Annotated in this window: 20 protein-coding genes and 1 pseudogene; 11 read left to right on the top strand and 10 right to left on the bottom strand. The window is 65.5% G+C overall.

Annotated elements, in window-relative coordinates; all coding sequences use genetic code 11:
* Window positions 1-21 precede the first annotated feature (21 nt).
* Window positions 22-486, bottom strand: a complete 465-nt coding sequence (locus tag NIBR502772_RS13655; protein ID WP_141140616.1) for a GatB/YqeY domain-containing protein — start codon at window positions 484-486, stop codon at window positions 22-24.
* Window positions 487-610: 124 nt separating this feature from the next.
* Here NIBR502772_RS13655 and NIBR502772_RS13650 point away from each other — a divergent pair, with 124 nt between their 5' ends.
* The 4 genes and pseudogenes from NIBR502772_RS13650 to NIBR502772_RS13635 all read left to right on the top strand — a co-directional run bounded on the left by NIBR502772_RS13650 (window position 611) and on the right by NIBR502772_RS13635 (window position 4,665).
* The gene (locus tag NIBR502772_RS13650; protein WP_141140615.1) at window positions 611-1,348 is read left to right on the top strand and encodes a M50 family metallopeptidase; all 738 of its coding nucleotides are present in this window, start codon (window positions 611-613) and stop codon (window positions 1,346-1,348) included.
* Window positions 1,349-1,358: 10 nt separating this feature from the next.
* Window positions 1,359-2,371 (top strand): annotated as a pseudogene (locus NIBR502772_RS13645) (glutathione S-transferase C-terminal domain-containing protein).
* Window positions 2,372-2,409: 38 nt separating this feature from the next.
* Window positions 2,410-3,519, top strand: a complete 1,110-nt coding sequence (locus NIBR502772_RS13640) for a serine hydrolase domain-containing protein (RefSeq protein WP_141140614.1) — start codon at window positions 2,410-2,412, stop codon at window positions 3,517-3,519.
* Between the two features lie 27 nt (window positions 3,520-3,546).
* Entirely contained in the window at window positions 3,547-4,665 is a 1,119-nt protein-coding gene (locus tag NIBR502772_RS13635; RefSeq protein WP_141140613.1) for an aromatic acid exporter family protein, read from the top strand.
* On the opposite strand, the gene NIBR502772_RS13630 is transcribed toward NIBR502772_RS13635, so the two are convergent.
* The 3 genes from NIBR502772_RS13630 to NIBR502772_RS13620 are packed head-to-tail and all read right to left on the bottom strand — an operon-like array spanning window position 4,662 to window position 8,302.
* Window positions 4,662-5,588, bottom strand: coding sequence for a MaoC/PaaZ C-terminal domain-containing protein (locus NIBR502772_RS13630; RefSeq protein WP_141140612.1), 927 nt, complete (start codon window positions 5,586-5,588; stop codon window positions 4,662-4,664). The genes NIBR502772_RS13635 and NIBR502772_RS13630 overlap by 4 nt on opposite strands.
* Window positions 5,585-6,925 carry a 3-oxoacyl-ACP reductase gene (locus NIBR502772_RS13625; protein WP_141140611.1) on the bottom strand — a complete coding sequence of 447 codons (1,341 nt, stop codon included), beginning with the start codon at window positions 6,923-6,925 and terminating at the stop codon, window positions 5,585-5,587. The genes NIBR502772_RS13630 and NIBR502772_RS13625 overlap by 4 nt, the downstream gene beginning before the upstream one ends.
* Before the next feature lie 9 nt (window positions 6,926-6,934).
* On the bottom strand, window positions 6,935-8,302 hold the full coding sequence (locus NIBR502772_RS13620) for an acetyl-CoA C-acetyltransferase (RefSeq protein WP_141140610.1): 1,368 nt from the start codon (window positions 8,300-8,302) through the stop codon (window positions 6,935-6,937).
* A 61-nt stretch (window positions 8,303-8,363) separates the two neighbouring features.
* On the opposite strand from NIBR502772_RS13620, the gene NIBR502772_RS13615 reads away from it, so the two are divergent.
* The gene (locus tag NIBR502772_RS13615; RefSeq protein WP_371706668.1) at window positions 8,364-9,056 is read left to right on the top strand and encodes a TetR/AcrR family transcriptional regulator; all 693 of its coding nucleotides are present in this window, start codon (window positions 8,364-8,366) and stop codon (window positions 9,054-9,056) included.
* Between the two features lie 53 nt (window positions 9,057-9,109).
* Window positions 9,110-11,272, top strand: a complete 2,163-nt coding sequence (locus NIBR502772_RS13610) for an acyl-CoA dehydrogenase (RefSeq protein WP_246848524.1) — start codon at window positions 9,110-9,112, stop codon at window positions 11,270-11,272.
* Between the two features lie 135 nt (window positions 11,273-11,407).
* Here NIBR502772_RS13610 and glgA read toward each other — a convergent pair whose 3' ends face one another.
* Window positions 11,408-12,631 (bottom strand): glycogen synthase, encoded by a 1,224-nt coding sequence (glgA, locus tag NIBR502772_RS13605; protein ID WP_141140608.1) that lies wholly within the window; start codon window positions 12,629-12,631, stop codon window positions 11,408-11,410.
* Between the two features lie 101 nt (window positions 12,632-12,732).
* Here glgA and glgC point away from each other — a divergent pair, with 101 nt between their 5' ends.
* From glgC to NIBR502772_RS13590, 3 genes are all read left to right on the top strand, one after another.
* Window positions 12,733-14,142: a glucose-1-phosphate adenylyltransferase gene (gene glgC / locus NIBR502772_RS13600; protein WP_141140607.1), complete on the top strand. Its 1,410-nt coding sequence runs from the start codon at window positions 12,733-12,735 to the stop codon at window positions 14,140-14,142.
* Between the two features lie 83 nt (window positions 14,143-14,225).
* Complete coding sequence (locus NIBR502772_RS13595; RefSeq protein ID WP_141140606.1) at window positions 14,226-15,677, top strand: SDR family oxidoreductase; 1,452 nt, start codon at window positions 14,226-14,228, stop codon at window positions 15,675-15,677.
* A 75-nt stretch (window positions 15,678-15,752) separates the two neighbouring features.
* On the top strand, window positions 15,753-16,265 hold the full coding sequence (locus tag NIBR502772_RS13590; RefSeq protein ID WP_141142077.1) for a pyridoxamine 5'-phosphate oxidase family protein: 513 nt from the start codon (window positions 15,753-15,755) through the stop codon (window positions 16,263-16,265).
* Between the two features lie 44 nt (window positions 16,266-16,309).
* Here NIBR502772_RS13590 and NIBR502772_RS13585 read toward each other — a convergent pair whose 3' ends face one another.
* The 3 genes from NIBR502772_RS13585 to NIBR502772_RS13575 all read right to left on the bottom strand — a co-directional run bounded on the left by NIBR502772_RS13585 (window position 16,310) and on the right by NIBR502772_RS13575 (window position 19,716).
* Window positions 16,310-17,161, bottom strand: a complete 852-nt coding sequence (locus NIBR502772_RS13585) for a transglutaminase family protein (RefSeq protein WP_141140605.1) — start codon at window positions 17,159-17,161, stop codon at window positions 16,310-16,312.
* Entirely contained in the window at window positions 17,158-18,084 is a 927-nt protein-coding gene (locus NIBR502772_RS13580; protein ID WP_056339904.1) for an alpha-E domain-containing protein, read from the bottom strand. Before NIBR502772_RS13580 ends, NIBR502772_RS13585 begins: the two co-directional genes overlap by 4 nt.
* A gap of 75 nt (window positions 18,085-18,159) precedes the next feature.
* Window positions 18,160-19,716 carry a circularly permuted type 2 ATP-grasp protein gene (locus NIBR502772_RS13575; RefSeq protein ID WP_141140604.1) on the bottom strand — a complete coding sequence of 519 codons (1,557 nt, stop codon included), beginning with the start codon at window positions 19,714-19,716 and terminating at the stop codon, window positions 18,160-18,162.
* A gap of 115 nt (window positions 19,717-19,831) precedes the next feature.
* On the opposite strand from NIBR502772_RS13575, the gene NIBR502772_RS13570 reads away from it, so the two are divergent.
* Window positions 19,832-20,905: a YeiH family protein gene (locus tag NIBR502772_RS13570; RefSeq protein ID WP_210412298.1), complete on the top strand. Its 1,074-nt coding sequence runs from the start codon at window positions 19,832-19,834 to the stop codon at window positions 20,903-20,905.
* Window positions 20,906-20,967: 62 nt separating this feature from the next.
* On the top strand, window positions 20,968-23,583 hold the full coding sequence (gene pepN / locus NIBR502772_RS13565) for an aminopeptidase N (RefSeq protein ID WP_141140603.1): 2,616 nt from the start codon (window positions 20,968-20,970) through the stop codon (window positions 23,581-23,583).
* Window positions 23,584-23,600: 17 nt separating this feature from the next.
* Here the strand turns inward: pepN and NIBR502772_RS13560 are convergent, their stop codons facing one another.
* Window positions 23,601-24,692, bottom strand: a complete 1,092-nt coding sequence (locus tag NIBR502772_RS13560; protein ID WP_141140602.1) for a biotin/lipoate A/B protein ligase family protein — start codon at window positions 24,690-24,692, stop codon at window positions 23,601-23,603.
* Between the two features lie 114 nt (window positions 24,693-24,806).
* A complete protein-coding gene (locus NIBR502772_RS13555) occupies window positions 24,807-25,064 on the bottom strand; it encodes a type B 50S ribosomal protein L31 (protein ID WP_056339888.1) in 258 nt (85 codons plus the stop codon).
* Window positions 25,065-25,158 lie beyond the last annotated feature (94 nt).

Genomic DNA, 25,158 nt, shown 5'->3' with positions numbered 1-25,158 from the left:
GTGCCTTTCCTGTTAACTGGCTCAGGCGAGACGGCTGCGGACGATCTCGCTGACCGCCTTGCCGTCGTAGCGTCCGGCGACTTTGGCCGTGACAGGCTTCATCACGGCGCCCAGCTGACGCATTCCGGGCTCCACGCCTTCGTTCCGCAGCCCGGCAATGGTCTCGTCAACAATCGCCTCGACTTCGGCTGTTGTCAGCGGCTGCGGCAAGTACGCTTCTATGATTTCCGCCTCGGCGAGCTCGGCCGCGGCCCGCTCGGATTCTCCGGCTTCCATATAGATCCTTGCGGTGTCACGTCGCTTTGCAGCCTCTTTCTGCAACAACGAGGTCACCTGGGCGTCGTCCAGGACAATGGGCGTCTTTCCCGACTTCTCCCGTGTTTCGATCTCGCCCAGGACATTACGCACCGTTGTCAGGGCGGTTTTGTTCCGCTCCTTCATGTGCACCACAACATCAGCGTGCAGGCGTTCCTTCAAAGTGGTCACGGCATTCCTCGATTCGTTGAGCGCCCCAGGGCGGCAGGGCGGCAGGACAGTGGTGAACCATCCCTCTAGTACCGTAGAGGGCTATGGCTGACAATCACTACTCCCGGCCCGGCGGGAAACGACCTTGATTCCCGAGCAATTGTGGCAACGGACCGTTGAAGCCTTCAGCCGCGCCGCCATCCCCCAAGTCACGGTGGCCGAACTGGCTGTGGTGCTGGCGCTGGCAACTGCATTGTCCATCCCCCGTGCCACCTGGAAGTACTTTGGGCTCCTGGCCACCGCCACGCACGAACTCGGCCATGCTTTCGCCGCCGTCATGAGCGGCCAAAGACTGAGCGGGATCCGGCTCCGGTTGGACCACTCAGGCACAACCACCAGTTACAGCCGGGGCAAGGCTGCCGCCGTCTGGTCCGGATTCTGGGGCTATCCTGTACCTGCCCTGACCGGCGCTGCCCTGGTCACCTCCGGTTTTACCGGCTGGGGTCCGGCCGCCTTGGCCACAGGCACCCTTATCCTCCTGGTTTCGCTCGTGTTCATCAGGAACTTCGCGGGACTGCTGATCACAGGCCTTGCCGTCGCAGGCGGCGGCGTGCTGGTCCTGGTTGTGCCCAGCAGCTTCACCGGCCATGTTGCAGTCGTGCTTGGCGTGGCCCTGCTTGTGGCCGCCGTCCGGGATCTCGCGAAGCTCACCAATGTGCACCTGCGGCGCCGTGACAGGCTGGCCAGTTCCGACGCGTATATCCTTTACCGCGCAACGTCCATACCCTCCGGCATCTGGATCGCGCTCTTTGTCGCCGTTATTGCCGGCTCCTGGCTGGTCGCCTGGCAGCCCATCTCGGCAATCCTGACCGCCGGAGCCTAGGCTGGTCCGCATGAGCCCGGAGTCTCCTAGCGGGCCACAGGCCACGAACGCCACCCCTGCCGACAGCACGGACACCAGCACCGAACACAGCACCCTGGGCGCATATGTGACAGACGGTGCCGAGTTCAACCGGGACACGAATTACATTGAGGACCGGATCACCCACGACGGCCGCCCCGGGGTCAACGGCGAGCCGGGGTGGCCAGTGGAAGCTGGTCGGTACCGGCTGATTGCGGCGCGGGCATGCCCGTGGGCGAACCGGGCCGTGATTGTGCGTAGGCTCCTCGGCCTGGAGGACTCCATCTCCCTTGGCCAGCCCGGCCCTACCCGGATTACCCGCGCGGCATCACGGTGCCAGCGGTCGTTGATACTGCCAGCGGCGCGGTGGTCACCAACAACTTCCCTCAGATCACCCTGGACTTTGCCACCGAATGGACCCGTTTCCACCGGGTCGGAGCGCCTGACCTTTACGCGGAACACTTCTGCGCCGAAATTGACTCCGTCAACAAGCGCGTCTTCACCGAGGTCAACAACGGCGTCTACCGCTGCGGCTATGCGGGCTCCCAGGAGGCCTACGACTCGGCCTACACGAGGCTGTGGGCCGCGCTCGACTGGCTCGAGGAACGCCTCACCGGACAGCGGTACCTCGTGGGTGACACCATCACGGTGGCGGATGTCCGCCTGTTCACCACCTTGGCCAGGTTCGATGCCGTCTAGCACGGGCATTTCAAGTGCAACCGGCAGAAGCTGACCGAGCTGCCGGCCCTTTGGGGCTACGCGAGGGATCTTTTCCAGACTCCCGGTTTCGGAGACACGATCGATTTTTTCCAGATCAAACAGCACTATTACATCGTCCACGAGGACATCAATCCCACCCGGATGGTGCCGCAGGGTCCTGATCCGGCGGGCTGGCTGGAGCCCCATGGCAGGGAACCACTGGGTGGCCGGCCGTTCGGTGACGGCACTCCCCCGGGGCCGGTGCGCCCCGGCGAAGAAGTTTCCCCCGGCCATGGAGCGGCTTAGGATCGGGAAAGCGCTTGCTAACCGGTTAGGCTAGCCCCATGCAGAAATCTTTTGGCTTTGCAGCACCCGGTTATGAAGGCGTTTTGGATCTGTTTGAGGCCCTTCTCGCCGCGGATCCGCAGTACAGCGCCCAAGTGGCGGCCTACCGGGACGGCGTGAAGATCGTGGACCTGTCCGGCGGGCCCCACATCACCGCCGATTCCGTTACGGGGGCGTATTCAGTCTCCAAGGGCGTGGCGGCGCTGGTGATTTCGCTGCTCGTCCAGGACGGGCTGCTGGACCTTGACCGGACGGTGGCGCACTACTGGCCCGAGTTTGGTTGCCATGGCAAGGACCGTTTGCTGGTGCGTGAAGCCCTGTCCCATCAGGCCGGCCTGATGGGAGTCGAGGGAGGCATCGCCCTGGACGAATTCACCACCTCCCTGGCCGCGGCAAGGTTGGCAGCGACGAGCCCCGCATGGCGTCCCGGCAGTTGCTTCGGATACCACGCCCTCACCATCGGAATCATTATGGAGGAACTCTGCAGGCGGGTCACGGGAACCAGCCTGCAGAGCCTCTATGAGGAGCGCATCCGCACGGCCTTCGGCATCGACTTCTTCTTGGGGCTGCCCGAAGAGCTGGAACCGCGCTACCGTGACGTCCTCTACGACGTCGATCCCCTTCAACCATGGCTGGATCCGCTGAGCCTGGATGGGCTTAATAGCAACGCGGCAGTCAGCACAATCATGGAACTTCCCAATCAACGGGCCGTCCGCGCCGCGGGGATGAGTGCCGCCGGTGGTGTGGGTACGGCGGAGGGCCTGGCCAGGCTCTACGCCGCGGCCATTACCGGTGTGGACGGCGGGGACCCCTTGTTGACCCCTGAGACCGTCAGTGCCATGTCCCAGGAGCAGGTGTGGGGCCTGGACCGCCTGTCCGGACTGGACAACGCCTTTGCCGTGGTCTTTATGAAGCCGCACGTGTCGCGGAATTTCGGCAGCCACCGCGCGTTCGGCCACGAGGGTGCGAACGCTGCCCTGGGGTTTGCCGATCCTGCGTACGGGCTCGGCTTCGGATACATCCCGCAGCGGGCCGAGGACGGACGCACGCAGGGCAAAGCTCATCGGCTGGCTGCTGAGGTCCGGCGGGCGTCGTCGGCCTTGTCCTAGTACACGGCTGCACCTAGTGTGGGGCTGATGGGTGATACTCAAGCGCAGCCGGAGGGCGGGCCTTCCGGTGGAACCCGAATCCTGCGGAATTCGGTGGCCGGTCTCTCGTCGGCATTCACAGTACAGCGCCTGCAGCTGGCGGCGAAGGCAGCTCTGGCCGCCGGCCTCGCTTTCGCCATTGCTCCCCTGATGCCGGGATCTGCTGCCGAGTATCCGTACTATGCGCCGCTCGGCGCCCTGGTGTCGATGTACCGCAACGTGGCCGGATCCTTCCGGCAGGGTCTCCAGGCGCTTGTCGGACTCGCCCTGGGTATCGGGCTCGCCTTTGCGCTGGTCAGTGTCGGTGATCCGTCACCGCTGTCTGTTGCGGTAGTTATGGGACTCGGCGTGCTGCTCGGCGGTCTCCCCCGCATCGGCTCGGGCAGCGATTGGATTCCGACGGCGGCGCTGCTGGTCCTGCTGGTGGGGGGAAGCAACCGGGACGACTTTTCCTTCGGCTACCTCATCCAGATGGGCGTCGGCGTCGCCGTGGGCATTGCCGTCAATTTCCTGGTCTTTCCTCCCCTGCATTTCGACGCGGCGGCCACCAGCCTCGGCAAACTCCGGCTGGCCCTCGGGCGGCAACTGACTGACATGGGAACGGCCCTGACTGAAAAGTGGCCTCCCGAGCATGAGGACTGGTCCCGCCGGTCCACCGAGCTGGCCGAAGCAGCCAGCACGGTCCGCCATCTCGTGCAGGAGGCTGACGCCAGCCGGCGGGCCAATCCGCGCCGGCGGCTCCATCCCCGCGACGTGGATCTCGATTACCGCAATCTTCGTGAGCTGGAGCGGGTGACGTTCCACATCCAGGACATGACAGAAGTCCTGTCCGATGTCATCTGGACAGACGACGCACCTTATACGGTGCCTGTCAACGACAGTGCGCCCCTGGCCACGGCCATGACCGCCACCGGCGAACTCCTGGCCTCGTTCGACGGTGAGGATGAAGCAGAGCAGCGGCGGCTGTTCGCTGCCGCAAAGTCGGCGGTGGAGGCCGGTATGGCAACGGTTGCGGAGCGGGCCCAGGAGGATTCGGCCGTGACAGCGTCCGAGTCCATCCTCCTGAGCCTGCACCGTATCGTCAGGGCTGTGCGGCCGGCGTCCTAGAGCGGTGCCACGGCGCCGCTGAAGTGGCGGCGGCCGGAGCGGGGGTTCCACGCCACAAATTCGGCCCGCTGCCAGCCTTCGCCAGGCGTCTGTGCCGTGGTGATATCCAGGGCGGTGATAGCCAAGGCAACGCGGGCAGGAAGGAATACTGGAGCCTCGAACGTGACATCCCACGTGAACGATTCGCCCTTGGCCGGCCCGACATCCGCGAGGGCCCTCGAGGCAAGGTACATCCCGTGCGCGATGGAGCGGCGCATGCCCAGGGCCTTGGCAGAAAGCACGCTCAGGTGGATGGGGTTGAAGTCGCCTGAAACGGCGGCATACGCCCTTCCCGTGTCGACCCCCAAATGCCAAATCGCGGTGGGGTCCGGAGGCGTGAAATCGGCCTGTCCGTTGTGGGGCGTTGGCTTGTCGATGCCGGGGAGGAACACACCCTTGGCCAGGTAGGAGGAGCGCCCGGTCCATTTGATGTCCGGCGTATCCGCTCCACGGATCTCTGCCACAACGTCAAGTTGCGTGCCGGACCGGTGGCCCCGGAGGTTCTCAACCCTGGCCTGGATGTCCAGCGATTCCGTGAAGGTCACCGGCGACCTCTGCTCCACATGGTTGCTGAGATGGACCATGCCCAGGAGTGGCAGCGGGAAATCGTCGCGGTTCATGACACTCATGGCCAGCGGGAACGCCAGTGCGTGGAGGTATCCGGCCGGCAGGGTGTCCCTGGCAGCCAGCCCGATGAGGTGCTGGTAGGCGGTGAGGTTGCCGACGTCGGCCCTTACCCCGCGCACTTCGTGGCTAGTGACCGGAAGGTTTGATCCGTTGTGCGTGCCCAACACGCGCCGCCGCGCGGTCTGCGCTGCGGCATTGACGTAGAGCTTGGACAGGGACGGCATCTCCCCCAGGATGACCGGCTGGACAGTACTCATGCCCCCACCAGGTTCTGTCCGCAGATCCGCAGCACGTCGCCGTTGATGCCCCCGGCGGCGTCGCTCGCCAGAAAGGCAATGGCCTCCGCGACGTCGGACGGTTGGCCACCTTGCTGCAGCGAATTCAGCCGCCGCCCCACTTCGCGGACGGCAAACGGGATCCGTGCTGTCATGTCCGTTTCGATGAATCCGGGCGCCACCGCGTTGATGGTCCCGCCGTTCGCCGCCAGAAGGGGCGCAGAAGCGCGCACCATACCCATCACGCCGCCCTTGGACGCCGCGTAGTTGGTCTGGCCGCGGTTGCCCGCGATGCCGCTGGTGGATGCCACCGAGACAATCCGTGGTGAATTACGGAAGTGTTCGGAAGCAAGGAGCGCTTCGTTGATTCTCAGCTGGGCGGCGATGTTGATGTTCAGGACGGAGGCCCAGCGGCCGTGGTCCATATTGGCGAGCAGCTTGTCCCGGGTAATTCCTGCGTTGTGGATGACGATGTCCAGACGGCCGTGACGCTGCACGGCGTGGTCGATGATCCGCTGGCCGGCGTCTGCGCTGCTGATATCCAGTTGAAGCGCCGTGCCGCGGACTTCGTTGGCGACGGCGGCCAAATGGTCCCCGGCTGCCGGGATGTCTACGAGCACCAGGGTGGCCCCGTCCCGGTGGAGGGTACGGGCAATAGCTGCCCCGATGCCGCGGGCGGCGCCGGTGACCACGGCAACCTTGCCGGCGAGCGGCTTCTCGAAGTCCGGGGGCAGCTGGCCCTGCTCGGTTGAGACCGTCAGGAACTGGCCATCCACGAATGCCGACCGGCCGGACAGAAAGAACCGCAGGGCGGCCAGGGCGCTGGGGCTGGTGCTCTGGACACCTTCTGCCAGGACGATGCCGTTCGCTGTTGCGCCGGCCCGGAGTTCCTTGGCAAGCGACCGCAGGAAGCCATCCACGCCTTGCCGGGCAGCCGACTGTGCCGGGGACGCGGTTCCGGCGGCCGGCCGGGAGATGGTGATGACGCGGGCGCTGGGCCCGAGATCACGCAGTGAGGCCGCGGCGGACAGCACAGGCTTTTCAAGATCCTCGGGCCGGGTCAGCTCATCCAGGACCAGAATGATCGCGCCAAGTCTTTCGCGGGGAACGGCGTGGCGCCGGACGTCCAGGTCCCAGGAGAGCAGCTTGGCGGCCAGTTCGTCGGCACCAGCGGTGTTGCCCTGGACGAGGACGGGGCCGGTGACCAGGGGCTGGCCCGGCTTGAAGCGGCGCAGCAGGGCAGGCTGGGGCAGGCCCAGCCGTTTGGCGATGTTCTTGCCTACGCCCTGGTTGACGAGCGTGGTGTATTTATCCGTCATCCGGTGCCCCTAGAGTGCTTCGAGTATCGCGACGACGCCCTGGCCGCCGGCAGCGCAGATGGAAATAAGTCCGCGCGCAGGCCTTCCCTCGACGGTGCCTTTGGCCTGCAGCATCTTGGCCAGCGAGGCCACAATGCGTCCGCCGGTGGCGGCGAACGGGTGGCCCGCGGCCAGGGAGGAGCCGTTGACGTTCAGCTTGGTGCGGTCGATGCTGCCGAATGCACCCTCAAGTCCCAGCCGGGTGCGGCCGAACTCATCATCTTCCCAGGCGGCCAGGGTGCTCAGGACAGTCCCGGCGAAGGCTTCGTGGATCTCAAAGAAGTCGAAGTCATCCAGCGTCAGTCCGTTGCGGGCCAGCAGCCTGGGGACCGCAAACGCGGGAGCCATAAGGAGTCCGTCCTTGCCGTGGACGAAGTCCACAGCGGCAGCTTCACCATCCACGACGGTGGCGAGCTTCGGAAGGTCATGGGCATCAGCCCAGTCATCGGATGCGAGCAGGACCGTGGAGGCCCCGTCGGTCAGCGGTGTGGAGTTTCCCGCCGTCATGGTGGCCGCGGCGCCGAGGCTCTTCCCGAAGACGGGTTTGAGGGTAGCCAGCTTCTCCAAAGTGGTGTCCGCCCTCAGGTTGGAGTCCTTGGCGAGGCCTCGGTAAGGCGTCAGGAGGTCATCGAAGAATCCTGCGTCATACGCGGCGGAAAGGTTGCGGTGGCTGTTGAATGCCAACTCATCCTGCGCCTCGCGCGAAATGTTCCATTGCGCGGTGGTCAGCGCCTGGTGCTCACCCATGGACAGGCCGGTGCGTGGCTCCCCCGTACTCGGAGCATCGGGGGCCAGGTCCTTGGGCCGCAGGCGGCTGAGTACCTGCAGGCGCTGGGGCAGCGTCTTGGCGCGGTTGAGGTCCAGGAGTATCTCGCGGAGGCCTTCACTGACAGCAATGGGGGCATCTGACGCCGAGTCGACACCACCGGCGATGGCGGAATCGATCTGGCCCAGTTTGATCTTGTTGGCCAGGCCCAGAACCGTTTCGAGGCCGGTGGCGCACGCCTGTTGCAGGTCGTAGGCCGGAGTTTCCGCCGACAACGCCGAACCCAGGACTGCCTCGCGGGTGAGGTTGAAGTCGCGGGAGTGCTTGAGTACGGCCCCCGCCGCAACCTCGCCGATCCGCTCATCCTGGAGGCCAAACCTGGCGATAAGACCGTCCAGTGCGGCAGTGAGCATGTCCTGGTTGGATGACTTCGTGTAGGCCCCGCCGGACCGGGCAAACGGGATCCGGTTACCACCCACAATTACGGCCCGGCGGACTGGACGCGCCGCGCCGGAAGTCGTGGGGCTGGCGAATTCGTGGGGTCCGGTGCCGGACGGTCCATTGACGGACATGGGTGACTCCTCTGATCTGCGACGGTTACCGATACCCAGCGTACCTGATACGCTGAGTATCGTGAACAACCTCCACACAGAAGTCCCGACGCCGGCTGCCGGCGCAATTGCCGACGGCCGTTCGGCCCGCTGGCAGACCCACCGGGAGGAACGACGCCGGGAGCTCATCAAGTCCGCACGCCGCGCGGTCCACGCGCTGGGCAGCGATGCCTCGATGGAGGAGATTGCAGCGGCCGCCGGCACCTCAAAGTCGGTCTTCTACCGCTATTTCGGCGATAAGGCAGGGCTTCAGCACGCCGTCGGGGAAGTTGTCCTGAGCCAGATGCAGCGCAAGATCCGCGAAGCGGCGCAGGGTGCCCAGACTCCTCGGGAAGGGCTGCTTGCCATGATTTCTGCCTATCTCCAGATGGCGGAAACCAGCCCCAATGTCTACAGTTTCGTCACCCGCTATGCGCCGGTGGATGCGGAAAACCACCAGGGATCGGCGGCCATTTCGGGAGCCCTTGGCCACTTCTTCGATTCCATCGCTGAGATGATCGCCGCGCCAATGCGGACCCACCTCGGCGAAGGCAAGGAATCGGTGATCGGCTACTGGCCCACGGCGGCCATCGGCCTGGTCCGAAATGCCGGTGAGCAATGGCTCAGCACGCCGGCTTCGGCGGCGAAGCCGGACCAGGAAGCCATGGCCCGCCAGATCACGGCCTGGTTATGCGTGGGGATCGCCCCCGAGCTTAGCCCCGCCAGCGCGACATGATTCCGCCCCAAGAACCTCACACCCTCCTGTCAGAACCAACGAAGGACATTGACATGACCGAAGTAGTGGACCGCCCCACCGGCCCGGACGCCGCCGTAACGGATACAGCCGCAGCTAATGCCGCTGTAGCCAACACAGCCGCTGCGGGCCCAGCGGCCACCAGCCCCAGCGCCAACGATGGCTCGGCTGTGCAGCCCGCCGTCGACGTTGCCGCCCTCGGCGAGCAACTCCTGGGCAAATGGGCGGACTCCCGTCGCCAATCCCGCGCGCTGGCCAGTGACCCTGCACTGCATAAAATTGAAGGACTGACGCACACCGAACACCGGACGCGAACCTTCGGCCAGTTGAAGTACCTCGTGGACAACAGCGCCGTACACCGGGCCTTCCCGTCGGCGCTGGGCGGTTCCGATGACCACGGCGGCAACATCGCGGCGTTCGAGGAACTGGTCACCGCCGACCCGTCCCTGCAGATTAAGGCTGGTGTCCAGTGGGGCCTCTTCGGCTCGGCCGTGATGCACCTGGGCACGCAGCAGCACCACACCAACTGGCTTCCAGGCATCATGAGCCTGGAGATCCCCGGCTGCTTCGCCATGACGGAGACCGGTCACGGTTCCGATGTGGCCAGCATCGCCACCACCGCGACCTACGACGTCAAAACCCAGGAATTTGTGGTCCACACACCGTTCCGCGCTGCGTGGAAGGACTACATCGGCAATGCAGCCATCGACGGCCTCGGCGCCGTCGTTTTCGCCCAGCTCGTGACAAATGGCGTCAACCATGGCGTGCACGCCTTCTACGTTGACCTCCGGGACCCCCAGACCAAGGAGTTCATGCCCGGGATTGGTGGGGAGGACGACGGAGTCAAGGGCGGCCTCAACGGGATCGACAACGGACGGCTTCATTTCGACAACGTCCGCATCCCCCGCACGAACCTGCTGAACCGCTACGGCGATGTGGCACCTGACGGGACCTACACGTCGTCCATTGCCAGCCCCGGCCGCCGCTTTTTCACCATGCTTGGAACCCTCGTCCAGGGCCGCGTGTCATTGGACGGCGCGGCCGTGGCGGCGTCGAAGATCGCCCTGACGGCAGCCATCCGCTACGCCACCGAACGGCGCCAGTTTAACGCGTCGTCTCACACTGACGAAGAGGTCCTCCTGGACTACCAGCGCCACCAGCGGCGCCTGTTTACCCGGCTGGCCACGACGTATGCCGCGGGCTTCGCGCACGAGCAGCTCCTCCAGAAATTCGACGACGTCTTTTCCGGCGCCCACGATACTGACGAGGACCGGCAGGATTTGGAAACCCTTGCCGCAGCCCTGAAGCCGCTGAGCACCTGGCATGCCCTTGACACCCTGCAGGAATGCCGCGAGGCGTGCGGCGGCGCCGGCTTCCTGATCGAAAACCGCTTCGCCTCCCTCCGGGCGGACCTGGACGTCTATGTCACGTTTGAGGGCGACAACACCGTGCTGCTCCAGCTTGTGGCCAAGCGCCTCCTGGCCGACTACGCCAAGGAGTTCAGGAATGTCGATTTTGGCGTCCTGGCCCGCTACGTGGTGGCTCAGGCAACGGGCGTGGCGATCCATCGCACCGGTCTGCGCCAGGTGGCACAGTTTGTCGCCGATACCGGATCAGTCCAGAAGGCTGCCATTGCGCTCCGGGACGAGGAAGGCCAGCGCGCCCTCCTGGCCGACCGCGTCCAGACCATGGTGGCCGACGTCGGGGCGGCCCTGAAGGGCGCCAACAAGCTGCCCGTCGAAAAGGGGGCGGCCCTCTTCAACCAGCACCAGAACGAGCTGATAGATGCTGCCCAGGCCCACGCGGAGCTCCTGCAATGGGAGGCGTTCACGGCGGCCCTGGAAGACGTCACGGACCCCGGCACCAAGCGTGTCCTGACCTGGCTGCGCGACCTGTTCGGCCTGTCGCTGATCGAAAAGAACCTGTCCTGGTACCTGATGAACGGCAGGCTCTCCATGCAGCGGGCACGCACGGTGGGTGATTACATCAACCGTCTCCTGGTCAAGATCAGGCCCCACGCCCTGGACCTGGTGGACGCCTTCGGGTACGGCGACGAGCACGTGCGCGCATCGATCGCCACCGGTGCCGAGAAGTCCCGGCAGGACGAGGCCCGCGCTTACGTCAGGGCCCAGCGGGCCAGCGGCAACGCGCCCGTCGACGAAAAAGTGCTGCTGGCGCGCACGGCTACCTCCCGATAAAGCAACGCGAGGTCACTTCAAGCCCCTCCGACGCCCCGGAATGGGCACTATGTAACCCCGCGTTGGATCAAGCGTTATGGACGAACGACGGCGCCGGTCCCCTCGGTGGGGACGGCGCCGTCGTGCGCTGTTTGGTCACTGGTGCTGCTGTTCCTGCCGTCCGTCAGGAAGCACTGAGCGGTAGACCTCGAGGGTGGTCTCGGTGATGGAGTCCCAGGAGAAGTGCTCCTCCGCGCGGCGGCGGCCGGCCTGGCCCATGGCACGTGCCCGATCGGGATCGGACACCACCTCGGTCAGAGCGGCGGCAAATTCCGTCACGAACTTCTCCGGATCAAGCGGCGTGCCGGTACCGTCGGTGACCTGTTCCAGGTCCACCAACAGGCCCGTCTCGCCATGCTGGACCACCTCGGGAATGCCGCCCGTAGCGCTGGCCACCACGGCAGCACCGCAGGCCATCGCCTCGAGGTTGACGATGCCCAGCGGTTCATAGATGGACGGGCAGGCGAACGCTGTGGCGTGGCTGAGGACCTGGATGAGTTCGTTCCGCGGCAGCATCCGTTCGATCAGGACGACGCCGGTCCGCTGGTTCTGCAGCTCCTCGATCAGGCGTGCAGTTTCTGCCGCGAGCTCGGGGGTATCCGCCGCGCCAAGGCACAGCACGAGCTGCACATCGGCCGGAAGCTTCGCGGCGGCACGCAGGAGGTACGGCACGCCCTTCTGGCGCGTGTTGCGGCCGACAAACACCACGCTCGGCTTATCCGGATCAATGCCCAGGGCGCGGACGGCGTCCTGGTTTTCGTCGCGCTGCCACAGTTCGACGTCGATGCCGTTGTGGACCACCCTGACTTTGGCAGGGTCAACGTCGGGGTAGCTGCGGAGGATGTCCTGGCGCATGCCTTCCGAAACGGCGATGATCGCTGCTGCCGCCTCGTAGGCGGTTTTCTCGACCCAGGAGGACAACGCGTAGCCGCCACCAAGCTGCTCGGCCTTCCAGGGCCTCAAGGGTTCCAGGCTGTGGGCGCTCAATACGTGCGGGATGCCGTGGAGCAGTGACGCCAGATGGCCGGCCATATTCGCATACCAGGTGTGCGAATGGACCAGATCGGCACCTGCCACGTCCGGCACGATCCGCAGGTCCACCCCGAGAGTCTGGACGGCGGCGTTGGCCGAGCCCAGGTCTTCGGGAACGGAATAGGAGGTCACCCCGGCACCGTGGTAATCGGCGTCGCGGGGTGCACCGAAGGCGCGAACCTGCAGGTCAACATGCTTACTAAGCACCCTGCTCAATTCGGCCACGTGGACTCCGGCGCCTCCGTAGATCTCGGGCGGGAACTCTTTAGTCACAATGTCTATTCGCACGTTACCCAAGGTAGTCGTTCCGCACTATCTGTTCTAGTGTGAAGGAGTCCGGGCATGCCGGACTGTTTGGGGAGATACGAAGGCGTACAGGAGCTACTACCATGCCGTTGAATAAAAGAGTCCTGGCCATTGTCCTCGCGGGCGGCGAGGGAAACAGGCTGATGCCACTGACGGCAGACCGGGCGAAACCTGCAGTGCCCTTTGCCGGCAGTTACCGGCTGATCGACTTTGCGCTGTCCAACCTGGTGAATTCACGCTACCTGCAGATCGTGGTCCTGACCCAGTACAAGTCGCACAGCCTTGACCGCCACATTTCCGAGACCTGGCGGATGTCCACGCAGCTGGGCAATTACGTGGCGTCCGTGCCGGCGCAGCAGCGCGTCGGCAAGAGCTGGTTCCTCGGCAGCGCCAACGCCATCTACCAGTCGCTGAACCTGATCCATGACGCCAACCCCGACATCGTCGTCGTGGTTGGTGCGGACCACGTGTACCGCATGGACTTCGCCCAGATGGTGGAGCAGCATGTGCAGAGCGGCGCCAAGGCCACTGTGGCCGCCGTGCGCCAGCCGTTGAGCATGGCCAACCAGTTCGGTGTGATCGAGGTGGACCAGGAGGACCCGCAGAAGATCGCCGCATTTGTGGAAAAGCCCGCCACAACTCCTGGCCTGGCCGCTGATCCCACCCAGTTCCTGGCTTCCATGGGCAACTACGTTTTCGACGCCGACGCGCTCGTGGATGCCCTTCACGTGGACGCCGAACGGCTCGACACCAAGCACGACATGGGCGGGGACATCATCCCCTACTTCGTCAGCCAGGGCGAGGCCGGAGTCTACGACTTCACCCTCAACAACATCCCCGGCTCCACGGAACGCGACCGGACCTACTGGCGCGACGTCGGCACCATTGATTCGTTCTACGACGCCCACATTGACCTCATCTCGCCGTTGCCTGTGTTCAACCTCTACAACTCTGAATGGCCCATTTACACACGCCAGAGCATCTCCCCGCCCGCCAAGTTCGTCCGCGGTCAGAACGACACCGTGGGCACCGCCCTGGACTCCATCGTGTCCAGCGGCGTGGTCATCTCCGGCGGCGTCGTGGAGGGCTCCGTCCTGTCCAACGACGTCTTTGTGGGGAACGGCAGCAGGGTCATCGACTCGGTCCTGATGGACAAGGTGAACATCGGCGAAGGTGCCGTGGTCAACCGGGCCATCCTGGACAAAAACGTGAAGGTTCCGGCCGGCGCCGCGATCGGCCTGGACCATGACCTGGACCGCGCCCGCGGTTTCAAGGTGACCGACTCCGGCATCACCGTGCTCGCCAAAGGCCAGCAGGTGCCCGAGCCCGGGGACGCGGAACGTGCGCTCGCCGCGAAGAACCTCCACCAGGTACCGGATGCCGTCAAGGCGGCCACAGCCAACTACCCCGAACTCCGCGAATCAGTCGAACAGGCCGCTGCGGTCCACGCGGAAACAGCAGCCCAGGCCGCCCCGGGCGGCCGCCGCGCCTAAACGAAGGACAGCCAGGCCTGGCCGGGCTGCGAACCCCGCGGCACGGTCAGGCTGGATCGTCGCCAGGCTGTAAAATCGGTACAATGAGCTCCCCCGATCTGACGCCTGAGGAAATCCAGGCCTGCCTCAAGGTTTTGAACACCATCCACGTCTACGACGAGGAACACCCCGACTATGTCTCGGTGCGCCGTGCCACCGGGAAGATGTTCAAGGCCGTGAAGCGTCACCGCCGCGTCACCAAGCGGGACCTGATCTCCGAAGCCGACCGGGCGGTCATCGCCCAGACCGCTACGGCAGCACCGGACCGGATCGACGACGAGACCCGCGGCAACAAGCTGGAGACGTCGGCGACGGGCAAGGTGGCGGGGCACCTGATCCGTTCCCGCCCCTGCTATATCTGCAAGACGCACTACACGCAGGTGGACGCTTTTTATCATCAGCTCTGCCCGGAATGCGCCGCCTTCAGCCACAGCAAGCGGGATGCCCGCACCGACCTGACAGGCCGGCGTGCGCTGCTCACGGGCGGGCGGGCCAAAATCGGCATGTACATCGCGCTGCGCCTGCTTCGGGATGGCGCGCACACCACCATCACCACCAGGTTCCCCAAAGACGCCGCACGCCGTTTTGCGGCAATGGAAGACAGCAGCGAGTGGCTGCACCGGCTCCGGATCGTGGGCATCGACCTGCGCGACCCGTCACAGGTGATGGCCCTGACTGATTCGCTCAACGCCGCGGGCCCCCTGGACATCATCATCAACAACGCCGCCCAGACCGTGCGCCGGTCCGGCAACGCCTACAAGCCACTGGTGGACGCCGAGGACGAGCCGTTGCCCGCCGCGCTCGAACCCGCCAACGGCGGACCGGAACTGGTGACGTTCGGCCACGCCCACGACAAACACCCACTCGCCCTGGCGAGCACCGTCACCGATCACCCCGTGCTGGCCGGCGACGCCATCACCTCACTGGCGCTCTCCACCGGCTCCGCCTCGCTGGAGCGGATCGCCTCCGGAACAGCGATCGACGCCGGCGGGCTGGTCCCGGACTTGGCTGACATCAACAGCTGGACCCAGGTGGTGGACGAGGTTGACCCCCTGGAAATGCTGGAAGTCCAGCTCTGCAACGTCACGGCACCGTTCCTGCTGGTCAGCAGGCTCCGGGACGCCATGAAGCGCTCCACGGCGCACCGGAAGTACATCGTCAACGTCTCCGCCATGGAAGGCCAGTTCTCCCGCGCCTACAAGGGCCCCGGGCATCCGCACACCAACATGGCCAAGGCAGCCCTGAACATGATGACCCGCACCAGCGCCCAGGAAATGCTGGATGCCGACGGGATCCTGATGACTGCGGTGGACACCGGCTGGATCACCGACGAACGGCCGCACTTCACCAAGGTCCGCCTCATGGAGGAGGGCTTCCACGCGCCCCTCGACCTGGTGGACGGCGCCGCCCGCGTCTACGATCCGATCGTGATGGGCGAAAACGGCGAGGACCAGTACGGGGTCTTCCTCAAGGACTACAAGCCCAGCCCCTGGTAGGACGGGCACTGTCCTGAGCAGGGTGTTGGGCGTAGGCTCGGCGGCATGAGCAGCGAGCCAATGTCCGGTGAACCAATGTCCGGCGACCCAGCGTCCAACAAGTCAACGTCCAGAGAGTCCAACTCCGGCGAGTCAACGTCCCAGGTCCAGAACCTGGAACACCACGAATGCTGGTCCCTGTTGCGGACGGTTTCGGTAGGCAGGCTGGCCGTCCTGGTGGACGGCCAGCCTGACATCTTCCCCATCAACTACACGGTGGACGGCGGAACATTAGTGTTCCGCACCGGCGCTGGAACCAAGCTGGCCGCCGCCTCGGGAGGTGCCGCTGTGGCGTTGGAGGCCGACGGTGTGGATGCCGTCAGTGGCCTGGCCTGGAGCGTGGTGGTCAAGGGACCGGCAAAGGTCATCACAGGAACCGAAGGCATCCTGGACTCCGCAGCCCTGTACCTCTTCCCATGGCAGGCCGGGAAGAAAGACACCTTTGTCCGGGTGAGCCCGGGAACAGTGACCGGGCGCCGGTTTAAAGTCACCGCACCCATGACCTGGTGGACCCAGCTCAGCGGAGCGGCCAAGGCAGCCCCGGAGTAGTCCTGGGCCGGACCCTGGGCAGGACGAGGAAACGCCCCGGCTGCCTAAGCGAGGCGGGTGATTTCCACGCTCACGCTGAGCGCCGATCCGCCGCCGCCGGACAGGATGCCCTTCAGCGGTGGTACGTCCCGGTAGTCCCGGCCCCTGGCGACGGTGACATGGTAGTCCCCTGCCGGCTTGTGGTTCGTAGGATCCCAGCTGCGCCACTCGCCGTCCCAGAACTCCAGCCACGCATGTGACTGGCCGGCGACCGTCTCGCCGATGGCCGCCGTCGACCGCGGGTGCAGGTAACCGGACACGTAGCGGGCGGGAATGCCGCAGCTGCGCAGCGCGCCTATGGCGAGGTGCGCGAGGTCCTGGCAGACGCCCTGCCGCTGGCCCCACGCTTCCTCTGCGTTGGTGGTGACCGCGGTGGAACCGGACATGTAGGTCATCTCGCCGCGCATCCAATCGAATATGGCCATGGCGGCCTCGTGCGAGTTCTTGCCCTCCACGACACGTGGAATGATGCCCAGTACCTCGGCGCCGGGACCGCTCAGCTGCGACTGCGGCAGCCAGTCGCTGAAATTGTTCAGCGACTCCTTCGATGACAGGACGTCCCAGCCGGCGATGTCAGCGTCCGCGGGGATTTTTTCCGCCCGGTGCACTTCGACGGTGATGTTGGAAACGACCTCAAGGTGGTCGTGCGGCATCTGCATGTCGAAGGCGGTGACTCGTGTTCCCCAGTAGTCCCGGTAGTTGCTCACGGACGCTTGCGACGGCGAGACCTTGAGCACGGATTCAAGGACAACCTGCTGGGGATCGGTCAGGGGCGTCATGCGTGCCTCGTTGTAGGACAGCGTGACGCGCTTGTTGTACTTGTAGGCCGTGGTGTGGATGATGCTCAGCCGGGTCATGAAACTTCTCCCACCCAGGCGAGTTCGTCTGCCTGATTGAAGTATTTACGGGAAATGGCGTCCGAGGCCTGCGAGACGGCCTTCTGCACGCGTTCCATGTGCTCGGGCAGTTCGGACATCAGATCGTCCGTCCGGTGGAACTCAAGGAACGTGCGGGCCTGGCCCACGATCCTGCGGGCGTCGTTGATGAAGCCCACGCGCTGTGCCGATGGGTCCAGCTTCGCGAGGCACTCATCGGCGTCCCGCAGGGCATAGACGATGGACCGCGGGAACAGCCGGTCGAGCAGGAGGAACTCGGCGGCGTGCTGGTCCCCGAAGGCGGCCCGGCGGGTCCGCAGGAACGACTCATAAGCCCCCGCGCAGCGCAGCATGTTGACCCAGGACATGCCGGCAGAGAGGACATCCCGGGTGGAGAGCATCCGCGCGGTCATGTCGGCGCGCTCCAGGGACCGGCCCAACACCAGGAACAGCCAGCTTTCATCATGGCTCACGGTGGTGTCGGCCAGGCCGCTGACCATGGCGGTCCGTTCCAGCGTCCAGTTGCAGAAGCGGTACGTCCCCACCACGTCCTTGCGGTGCTGGCTCAGCCCGTAGTAGGTGGTGTTGAGGCTTTCCCAGAGGCCCGAGGATACGGTCTCGCGGGCACGCCGTGCGTTTTCGCGGGCCGCGCCCAGCGACCCGGCGATGGACGTTGCGCTGGTTTTGTCGTATGCCAGGGCGTGGAGGAGTTCGGGCAGGCCGAAGTCTTCGCTCTGCGGCCGGGCACCCATGACTGCGAGCAGCTCCTGGGCCACCCTGCGGCGTTCGTCCATGGGCAGGTGGTTCAGGCGTTCCAGGTGCACGTCCAGGATGCGGGCGGTGCCGTCGGCCCGCTCCACATAGCGTCCGATCCAAAATAGGGACTCAGCAATACGGCTAAGCATTCGCGGTGACCTCCTGCGCGTCCGAAATCTGTGGGGATGACCCCGTGAACAATTGTGCCGGTTCGATGGCCCGGCTCACTGCTGCTGCTCCGACTGGCGGTCGCGCCAGTTGCTCTCCACTGGCCAGACGGATACCCGCTCGCGGATGGAAATGGTGGGCCGGGGAACAGTTTCCACCGGCACCTGGGGTGAGTCTGCCAGCACCCAGGTGTCCTTGGAGCCGCCGCCCTGGCTGGAGTTCACAATGAGGGAGCCTTCCTTGAGCGCCACCCTGGTGAGTCCGCCGGGGAGTACCCAGACGTCGTCGCCGTCGTTGACAGCGAAGGGGCGCAGGTCCACGTGCCGCGGGCCGAACTTGTCCCCGCCGAGCGTGGGCACGGTGGAAAGCTGCAGCACGGGCTGCGCGATCCAGCCCCGAGGGTCAGCGACGACCCGCTTGCGCAGGGCCTCAAGTTCGTCGTTGGAGGCGTCCGGCCCGATGACCAGGCCTTTGCCGCCGGAGCCGTCCACGGGCTTCACCACAAGCTCAGCCAGGTTGTCCAGGACATACTCCCGGGAGTCTTTCTCCTCCAGCCGGAACGTATCCACGTTCGCGATGACGGGCTCCTCGCTGAGGTAGTAGCGGATGAGGTCCGGAACGTAGCTGTAGACAAGTTTGTCGTCGGCCACGCCGTTGCCCACGGCGTTGGCGATGGTCACGCCGCCGGCCCGGGCGGCGTTGACCAGCCCCGGGCAGCCGAGCATGGAATCCGAGCGGAACTGCAGGGGGTCCAGGAACTCGTCATCGATGCGTTTGTAGATCACGTCCACGCGCTGCTCACCGGCCGTGGTGCGCATGTAGACGCGGTTGCCGCGGCAGATGAGGTCGCGGCCTTCGACGAGCTCCACGCCCATCAGGCCGGCCAGCAGGGTGTGTTCGAAGTAGGCGCTGTTAAAGACGCCGGGGGTCAGCACCACAACCGTGGGATCGTCGACGCCGGCGGGCGCCGTTTTGCGCAGCGCGGACAGCAGCCGGCGGGGGTACTCTTCGACCGGCCGGATGAGCTGCTGGCCAAACGCTTCGGGCAGGCCCTTGGCCATGGCCCGCCGGTTTTCCAGGACGTAGCTGACGCCGGACGGCACCCGCACATTGTCTTCCAGGACGCGGAAGGTGCCTGCGGCGTCGCGCACCACATCGATGCCGGAGATGTGCACGCGGACTCCGCCGGCCGGCTCGAAGCCGTGCACCTGGCGGTGGAAGTGGGCGCTGGTGGTGACGAGCTGGCGCGGGATGACGCCGTCCGCCACCACATTCATTTTGTCGTAGACATCGTTGAGGAAGGCTTCCAAGGCCCGGACGCGCTGCGCCACGCCCTTTTCCAGCACGGTCCACTCATCGGCGGGGATAACGCGCGGGACGATGTCGAGCGGAAAAGGCCGCTCCTCCCCCGCGAAGTCAAACGTCACACCGCGGTCCAGGAAGGTCCGTGCCATGGAGTCCGCCCGGGCGCTGACGTCAGCGAGGGATAGCTTGCTAAGGGCATCGGCCACCTGGCCGTACGACTCGCGTGCTTCCTGGCCGGGGGCGAACATCTCGTCGTAGGCGCCGGTACGTTCGGCGGCCTCGGAGTAATCCTGAAATAGGTCTGACATGTCCTTTAGCCAACCATCTTTTTGTTTCGAAATCATTACTGCCATCCATTGTGGCGTGTTGCAGGGAGGCAACGGCGGTTCGTTGAATCCGTGTCCTATCCGGCAAGGTTAGTGAGTGCCAGAGACAACTAATTCCGGGAGCTTCGGAGACGGCGGGAACAGCCGCAGCGGACTGCGCGCCAGGCTTCGTGGACTGAAGATTCGTTCCGGCAGGCTCCTGCCCGGCCTCCTGACGGCCACCCCCGCGCTGGCCGTGGCCTTCGCTGTTCATGCTGTTGTGCCGGCACTGCCCGCCATGACCGTCGCGGTGGCGCTGGGCCTGCTCGCCGCGAACCTGCCCGGCACGGCGGTGTGGATCGCCGGACGGGCGCGTCCGGGCCTGGACTTCGCGGGCAAGCACCTGATGCGGGGCGGCATCGTCCTGCTGGGCCTCAAGGTGAGCATCATGGACATCCTGGGCCTCGGCTGGCTGGCAATGGTCCTGATAACGGGCGTGGTGCTGCTGAGTTTCGGCGGCACCTACCTGCTGATGCGGCTGTTCCGGCTGCCGCGTGAGACCGCGCTGCTGGTGGCAACCGGCTTTTCGATCTGCGGGGCGTCCGCCATCGGTGCCATGGCGGCCGTGCGGCGGATCCGGCATGCGGATACTGTCCTGCCGGTGGCGCTGGTGACACTGTGCGGCACGCTGGCGATCGGCATTCTGCCGCTGCTGATGCATCCCCTGCAGTTGAGCCCCCTCGCTTTCGGCGCCTGGACGGGTGCGTCGGTGCACGACGTCGGCCAGGTGGTGGCCACGGCGCAGACCGCCGGCACCGCAGCACTGGGCATCGCCGTCGTCGTTAAGCTCACCCGAGTGCTGCTCCTGGCACCGGTGGTGGCCGTGGCGGGCGTGCACCACCGCATAAGTACGTCAGGACAACATGCGCTGCCGCCGCTGGTGCCCCTGTTCGTGGTGGGGTTTGTGGCCATGGTGGCGCTTCGGTCCACGGACTGGCTCTCGGACGGCTGGCTCGACGCCGGCGCGGGGCTGCAGGACATTCTCCTGGGAGCGGCGCTCTTCGGGCTCGGGTCGGCCGTGCGGATCCGTACGCTCCTGCACACCGGAGCGAGGGCGCTGCTCGCGGCGCTGGCGGCCTGGCTGCTGATCGCGCTGCTGGGCCTGGCAGCGGCCCTGCTGATGACGGCCTAGGCTGGCAGCCGGAGCGGCCGGATGGTGACCGGCACGCCTGGATCCCGTGATTAGATAGCTGAGTGTCACATGAGAATCTGCAGCGCGATGAAGCCGCTCAACGGTCAGCCCTGATCAGCACCCACAGTTACGACGTCTCCCTGGATGTGCGGCAGGCAGCGGACCCGGACGTGGCGGGCTACATGAGCCGCAGCGTTATCCACTTCTCCGCCGCTGTGCCGCGCCAGGGGCAGGTGGCGTCCACGTTTCTGGATTTCATCGCCGGCGAAGTCCACAGCGTGTTCCTCAACGGCAAAGCGCTGCCCGTGGCCGACGTGGTGGAGGGTTCCCGGATCCGCCTGGACAACCTGCAGGCAGAGAACGAGGTCACCGTCACCGGCACTGCGCTGTACAGCCGGTCCGGCGAGGGCATGCACCGCTTTGTGGATCCGGCTGACGGCCAGTGCTACCTCTACACGCAGTATGAGCCCGCCGACGCCCGGCGAGTGTTCGCGAACTTTGAGCAGCCTGACCTCAAGGCCGAGTACACATTCCACGTCATGGCACCGTCCGGCTGGGAGGTGGCCTCCAACGGGGTGGAAGCGGCCCGCAGTCAGCTGACCAGTGATCCGGACACCAGTCGCTGGGACTTCGCCACCACACGCCCCATGTCCACCTACATCACCACAGTCCTTGCCGGGCCCTACTTCAAAGCCGAGGACCACTGGAGCACCAGGCTCGACGACGGCACGCCGCTGGAGGTTCCGCTGGCGCTGTACTGCCGGGCTTCCATGGCGGAATCGTTCGATGCCGCGGAGCTCTTCCGGCTGACCAAAAACGGGCTGGACTTCTTCAACCGGCTGTTCGAATACCCGTACCCCTGGGGCAAATACGACCAGGCTTTTGTGCCCGAATACAACCTGGGCGCGATGGAAAACCCGGGGCTGGTCACGTTCACGGAAAGCTATGTGTTCACGTCCCGCGCCACCGACGCGCAGTACCAGGCCCGGGCGAACACGCTGATGCACGAGATGGCGCACATGTGGTTCGGCGACCTGGTCACGATGCAGTGGTGGGACGACCTGTGGCTGAAGGAGTCCTTTGCGGACTACATGGGTACCCTCGGTGTGGACCGTGCCACGGACTGGGAGACAGCCTGGGTGAACTTCGCCAACAAGCGCAAAGCGTGGGCCTACGTCCAGGACCAGCTGCCCACCACCCACCCGATCGTTGCCGACATTCCTGACCTTGAGGCCGCCAAACAGAATTTTGACGGCATCACCTACGCCAAGGGTGCGTCCGTACTCAAGCAGCTTGTGGCGTACGTTGGGTTCGATGCTTTCATCGCCGGCTCACGGCAGTACTTCCGCGATCACGCCTACGGAAACACCACCCTGGCGGACCTGCTGGAGGCCCTCAGCGCTGCTTCCGGCCGCGACCTTGCCGGCTGGGCTGCCGCCTGGCTGCAGACCTCCGGCATCTCCACGATGTCGCTGGAGACGGACACGCACGACGGCGTCGTCGGTGCAGTAACGATCGTCCAGGCTGCGGTGGACCCCGTTACCGGACGGGAGGAACTGCGGCCGCACCGTCTGCGCGTGGGCTCGTACAACTTCGATGCCGACGGCGCCCTGGTCCGCACCAGAAGTATCGAAACGGACGTTGCCGGAGCGCGGACAGAGGTCCCGGAGTTGGCCGGGCAGCCGCGGCCCGCCCTCCTGCTCGTCAATGATGATGACCTGACCTACGCAAAAGTCCGGCTGGACCCGGTGTCCGGGGAAACAGTTTTGGCATCCCTGGACCGCATCACCGATCCGATGGCCCGCGCCCTCTGCTGGACCGCGCTGTGGAACTCCGCCCGCGACGGGGAAAGCCCGGCCTCCCGCTACGTGGAGGCCGTGACGTCGTTCGGCCCGTCCGAAACGGGAGTCGGCGTGCTGCTGAACATCCTGGAGAACGCCGCCACCGCCGTCGAACGCTACACCCCCTTGGCCCAACGCGACGCGGTGCGCGGCGCCTTCCTGGCGGCTGCCGACGCCCAGCTGGGTAAGGCAGCGCCGGGCTCGGACCACCAGCTGGCCTGGGCGCGGACGCTCGCCGCCGCCAGCCGTCATGACGCTGCCCTCCTCCCCCGGCTCAGGTGCCTTCTGGACGGCACGGTGGTGGTGGACGGCCTGGCCGTGGACGCCGAGCTGCGCTGGAGCTTCTGGCACGCTCTGGCGGCCAATGGGCAGGCAACCCCCGAAGACCTGGACGCAGAACTCGAACGCGACACCACCGCCTCGGGCCGGGCGGGCCACGCCACAGCCCTCGCCGCCCGTCCGGAGCGTGGTGTGAAGGCCGCCGCCTGGCACTCTGCCGTGGAGGGGACCGAGCTGTCGAACCAGCTGCTCAGCGCCACCATCGTTGGATTTGCCACCGCCTCCGCTGCCCTGCTGGAACCCTATGTGGAGCCGTACTTTGAGTGCCTCCGCGGTGTCTGGGACAACAGGAGCATTGAAATCGCCAGCCGGATCGTCCGGGGGCTCTATCCCCTGGCACAGGATCTGCCGGCGGGGACCTTGCCTGCGGAGCACGCCGTGGTGCTCCGCACAGATGCCTGGCTGACGGCCAACTCGGACGCGCCGCGGGCGCTGCGCCGGATCATTGTGGAGCAGCGGAGCCACCTTCTGAGGGCGCTCAACGCACAGGCTCTGTAGATCACCGGGCAAGGCTCTTACGGGACCCGGTGCAGCCAATCCTCGGCGCCGAACTTGGTGGTCACCCGGTCCCGGGCGGCAGTGAGCTCGGCGGCAGTGAGTTCGGAGGGGGTGGCGGCGTACCTCTCGGTGAACACTTCCATCATGGCCGCGATGATCTCCGTGCGGGCCAGCCCGGTCTGCCGGCGCAGCGGATCAACCCGCTTCTTGGCGCTGCGTGTCCCCTTGTCCGAGAGCTTCTCCTTACCAATGCGCAGCACCTCGACCATCTTGTCGGCGTCGATATCGTAGCTCATGGTGACGTGGTGCAGCATGCCGCCGTTGGCCAGGCGTTTCTGGGCGGCGCCGCCGATCTTGCCCTGGTCCGTGGCGATGTCGTTCAGGGGCACGTAAAACGCGGTCACCCCGATCTTCTCGAGGGCGGCCATCACCCAGGCGTCGAGGAATGTGTAGGAGTCCGCGAAGCTGATCCCGTCCACGAGCGTCTGCGGCAGGTACAGGGAGTACGTGATGCAGTTGCCGGCCTCCATGAACATGGCTCCGCCGCCGCTGATCCGGCGGACCACGGTCATGCCGTGCCGGGCGACGCCGTCGGGATCCAGCTCGTTCCGGACGGACTGGAAGCTACCGATCACCACGGACGGTTCTTCCCAGTCCCAGAACCGCAGGGTGGGGTGGCGACGGCCGGCGCCCACCTCTTCGGTCAGCACTTCGTCCAAGGCGACGTTGATATGCGTGGACAGCACTGTGGGAGCGATGATGTTCCAGTGGTGGTCAGTCCAGGACGTGGCCTTCGCCAGCGCGCGGCGAACGGTGACGGCCACGGCGTCGGCAGAAAAGCCGAACAGGACAGCGCCGGGCGACAGCGAAGCGGTGACGGCCTCGGACAGCTCCGCCGCCGTCGTGCTTTCCGGAAGTCCTGTCAGCGCCCGGTTGATGGCAGGCAGCGCCTCGTCAGGTTCGAGGAAAAAGTCGCCGCTGAGGGAGACGTCTGCGAGGACGCCGTCCACAAGGTCGAAATCCACCACCACAAGTTTGCCGCCCGGGACTTTGTACTCACCGTGGTGGCTGCGGGGGCGGTCTTCAGCGGCAAACGGCGAGGCAGTCATGACATCCATCCTGCCCCACGATAGAGGCTCCCCGAAACGACAAAACGCCGGACGCAAAAAGCCCGCACCGTTGCCGGTGCGGGCTTTCCAAAGAACCTTGGGGGGTGAAGTGAATTACTTCGCGCCGCCGAAGCCCTTGAAGCGAGCGTTGAAGCGCTCGACGCGGCCTGCAGAGTCCATGATGCGCTGCTTGCCCGTGTAGAACGGGTGGGACTCGGAGGAGATTTCGACGTCAATGACCGGGTAGGTGTTTCCGTCTTCCCACTCGATGGTCTTCTTGGAAGACACGGTGGACTTGGTCAGGAACTTGACGCCGGAAGCCAGGTCGTTGAAAACAACAGCTTCGTACTTCGGGTGGATATCAGACTTCATAATGGGGCCTTTGTTCGCACAACTGGATTTTGCCAGCTGCCAGGTATGAATGGGATGGCTGGTGTCTGCTTCACTGCCGCAAGACAGAAAGCGC

Source organism: Pseudarthrobacter sp. NIBRBAC000502772 (assembly GCF_006517235.1).
Lineage (GTDB): Bacteria > Actinomycetota > Actinomycetes > Actinomycetales > Micrococcaceae > Arthrobacter.
Note: the sequence above shows the minus strand (reverse complement) of the source record. Positions and strands in the feature narration are given on the sequence as shown.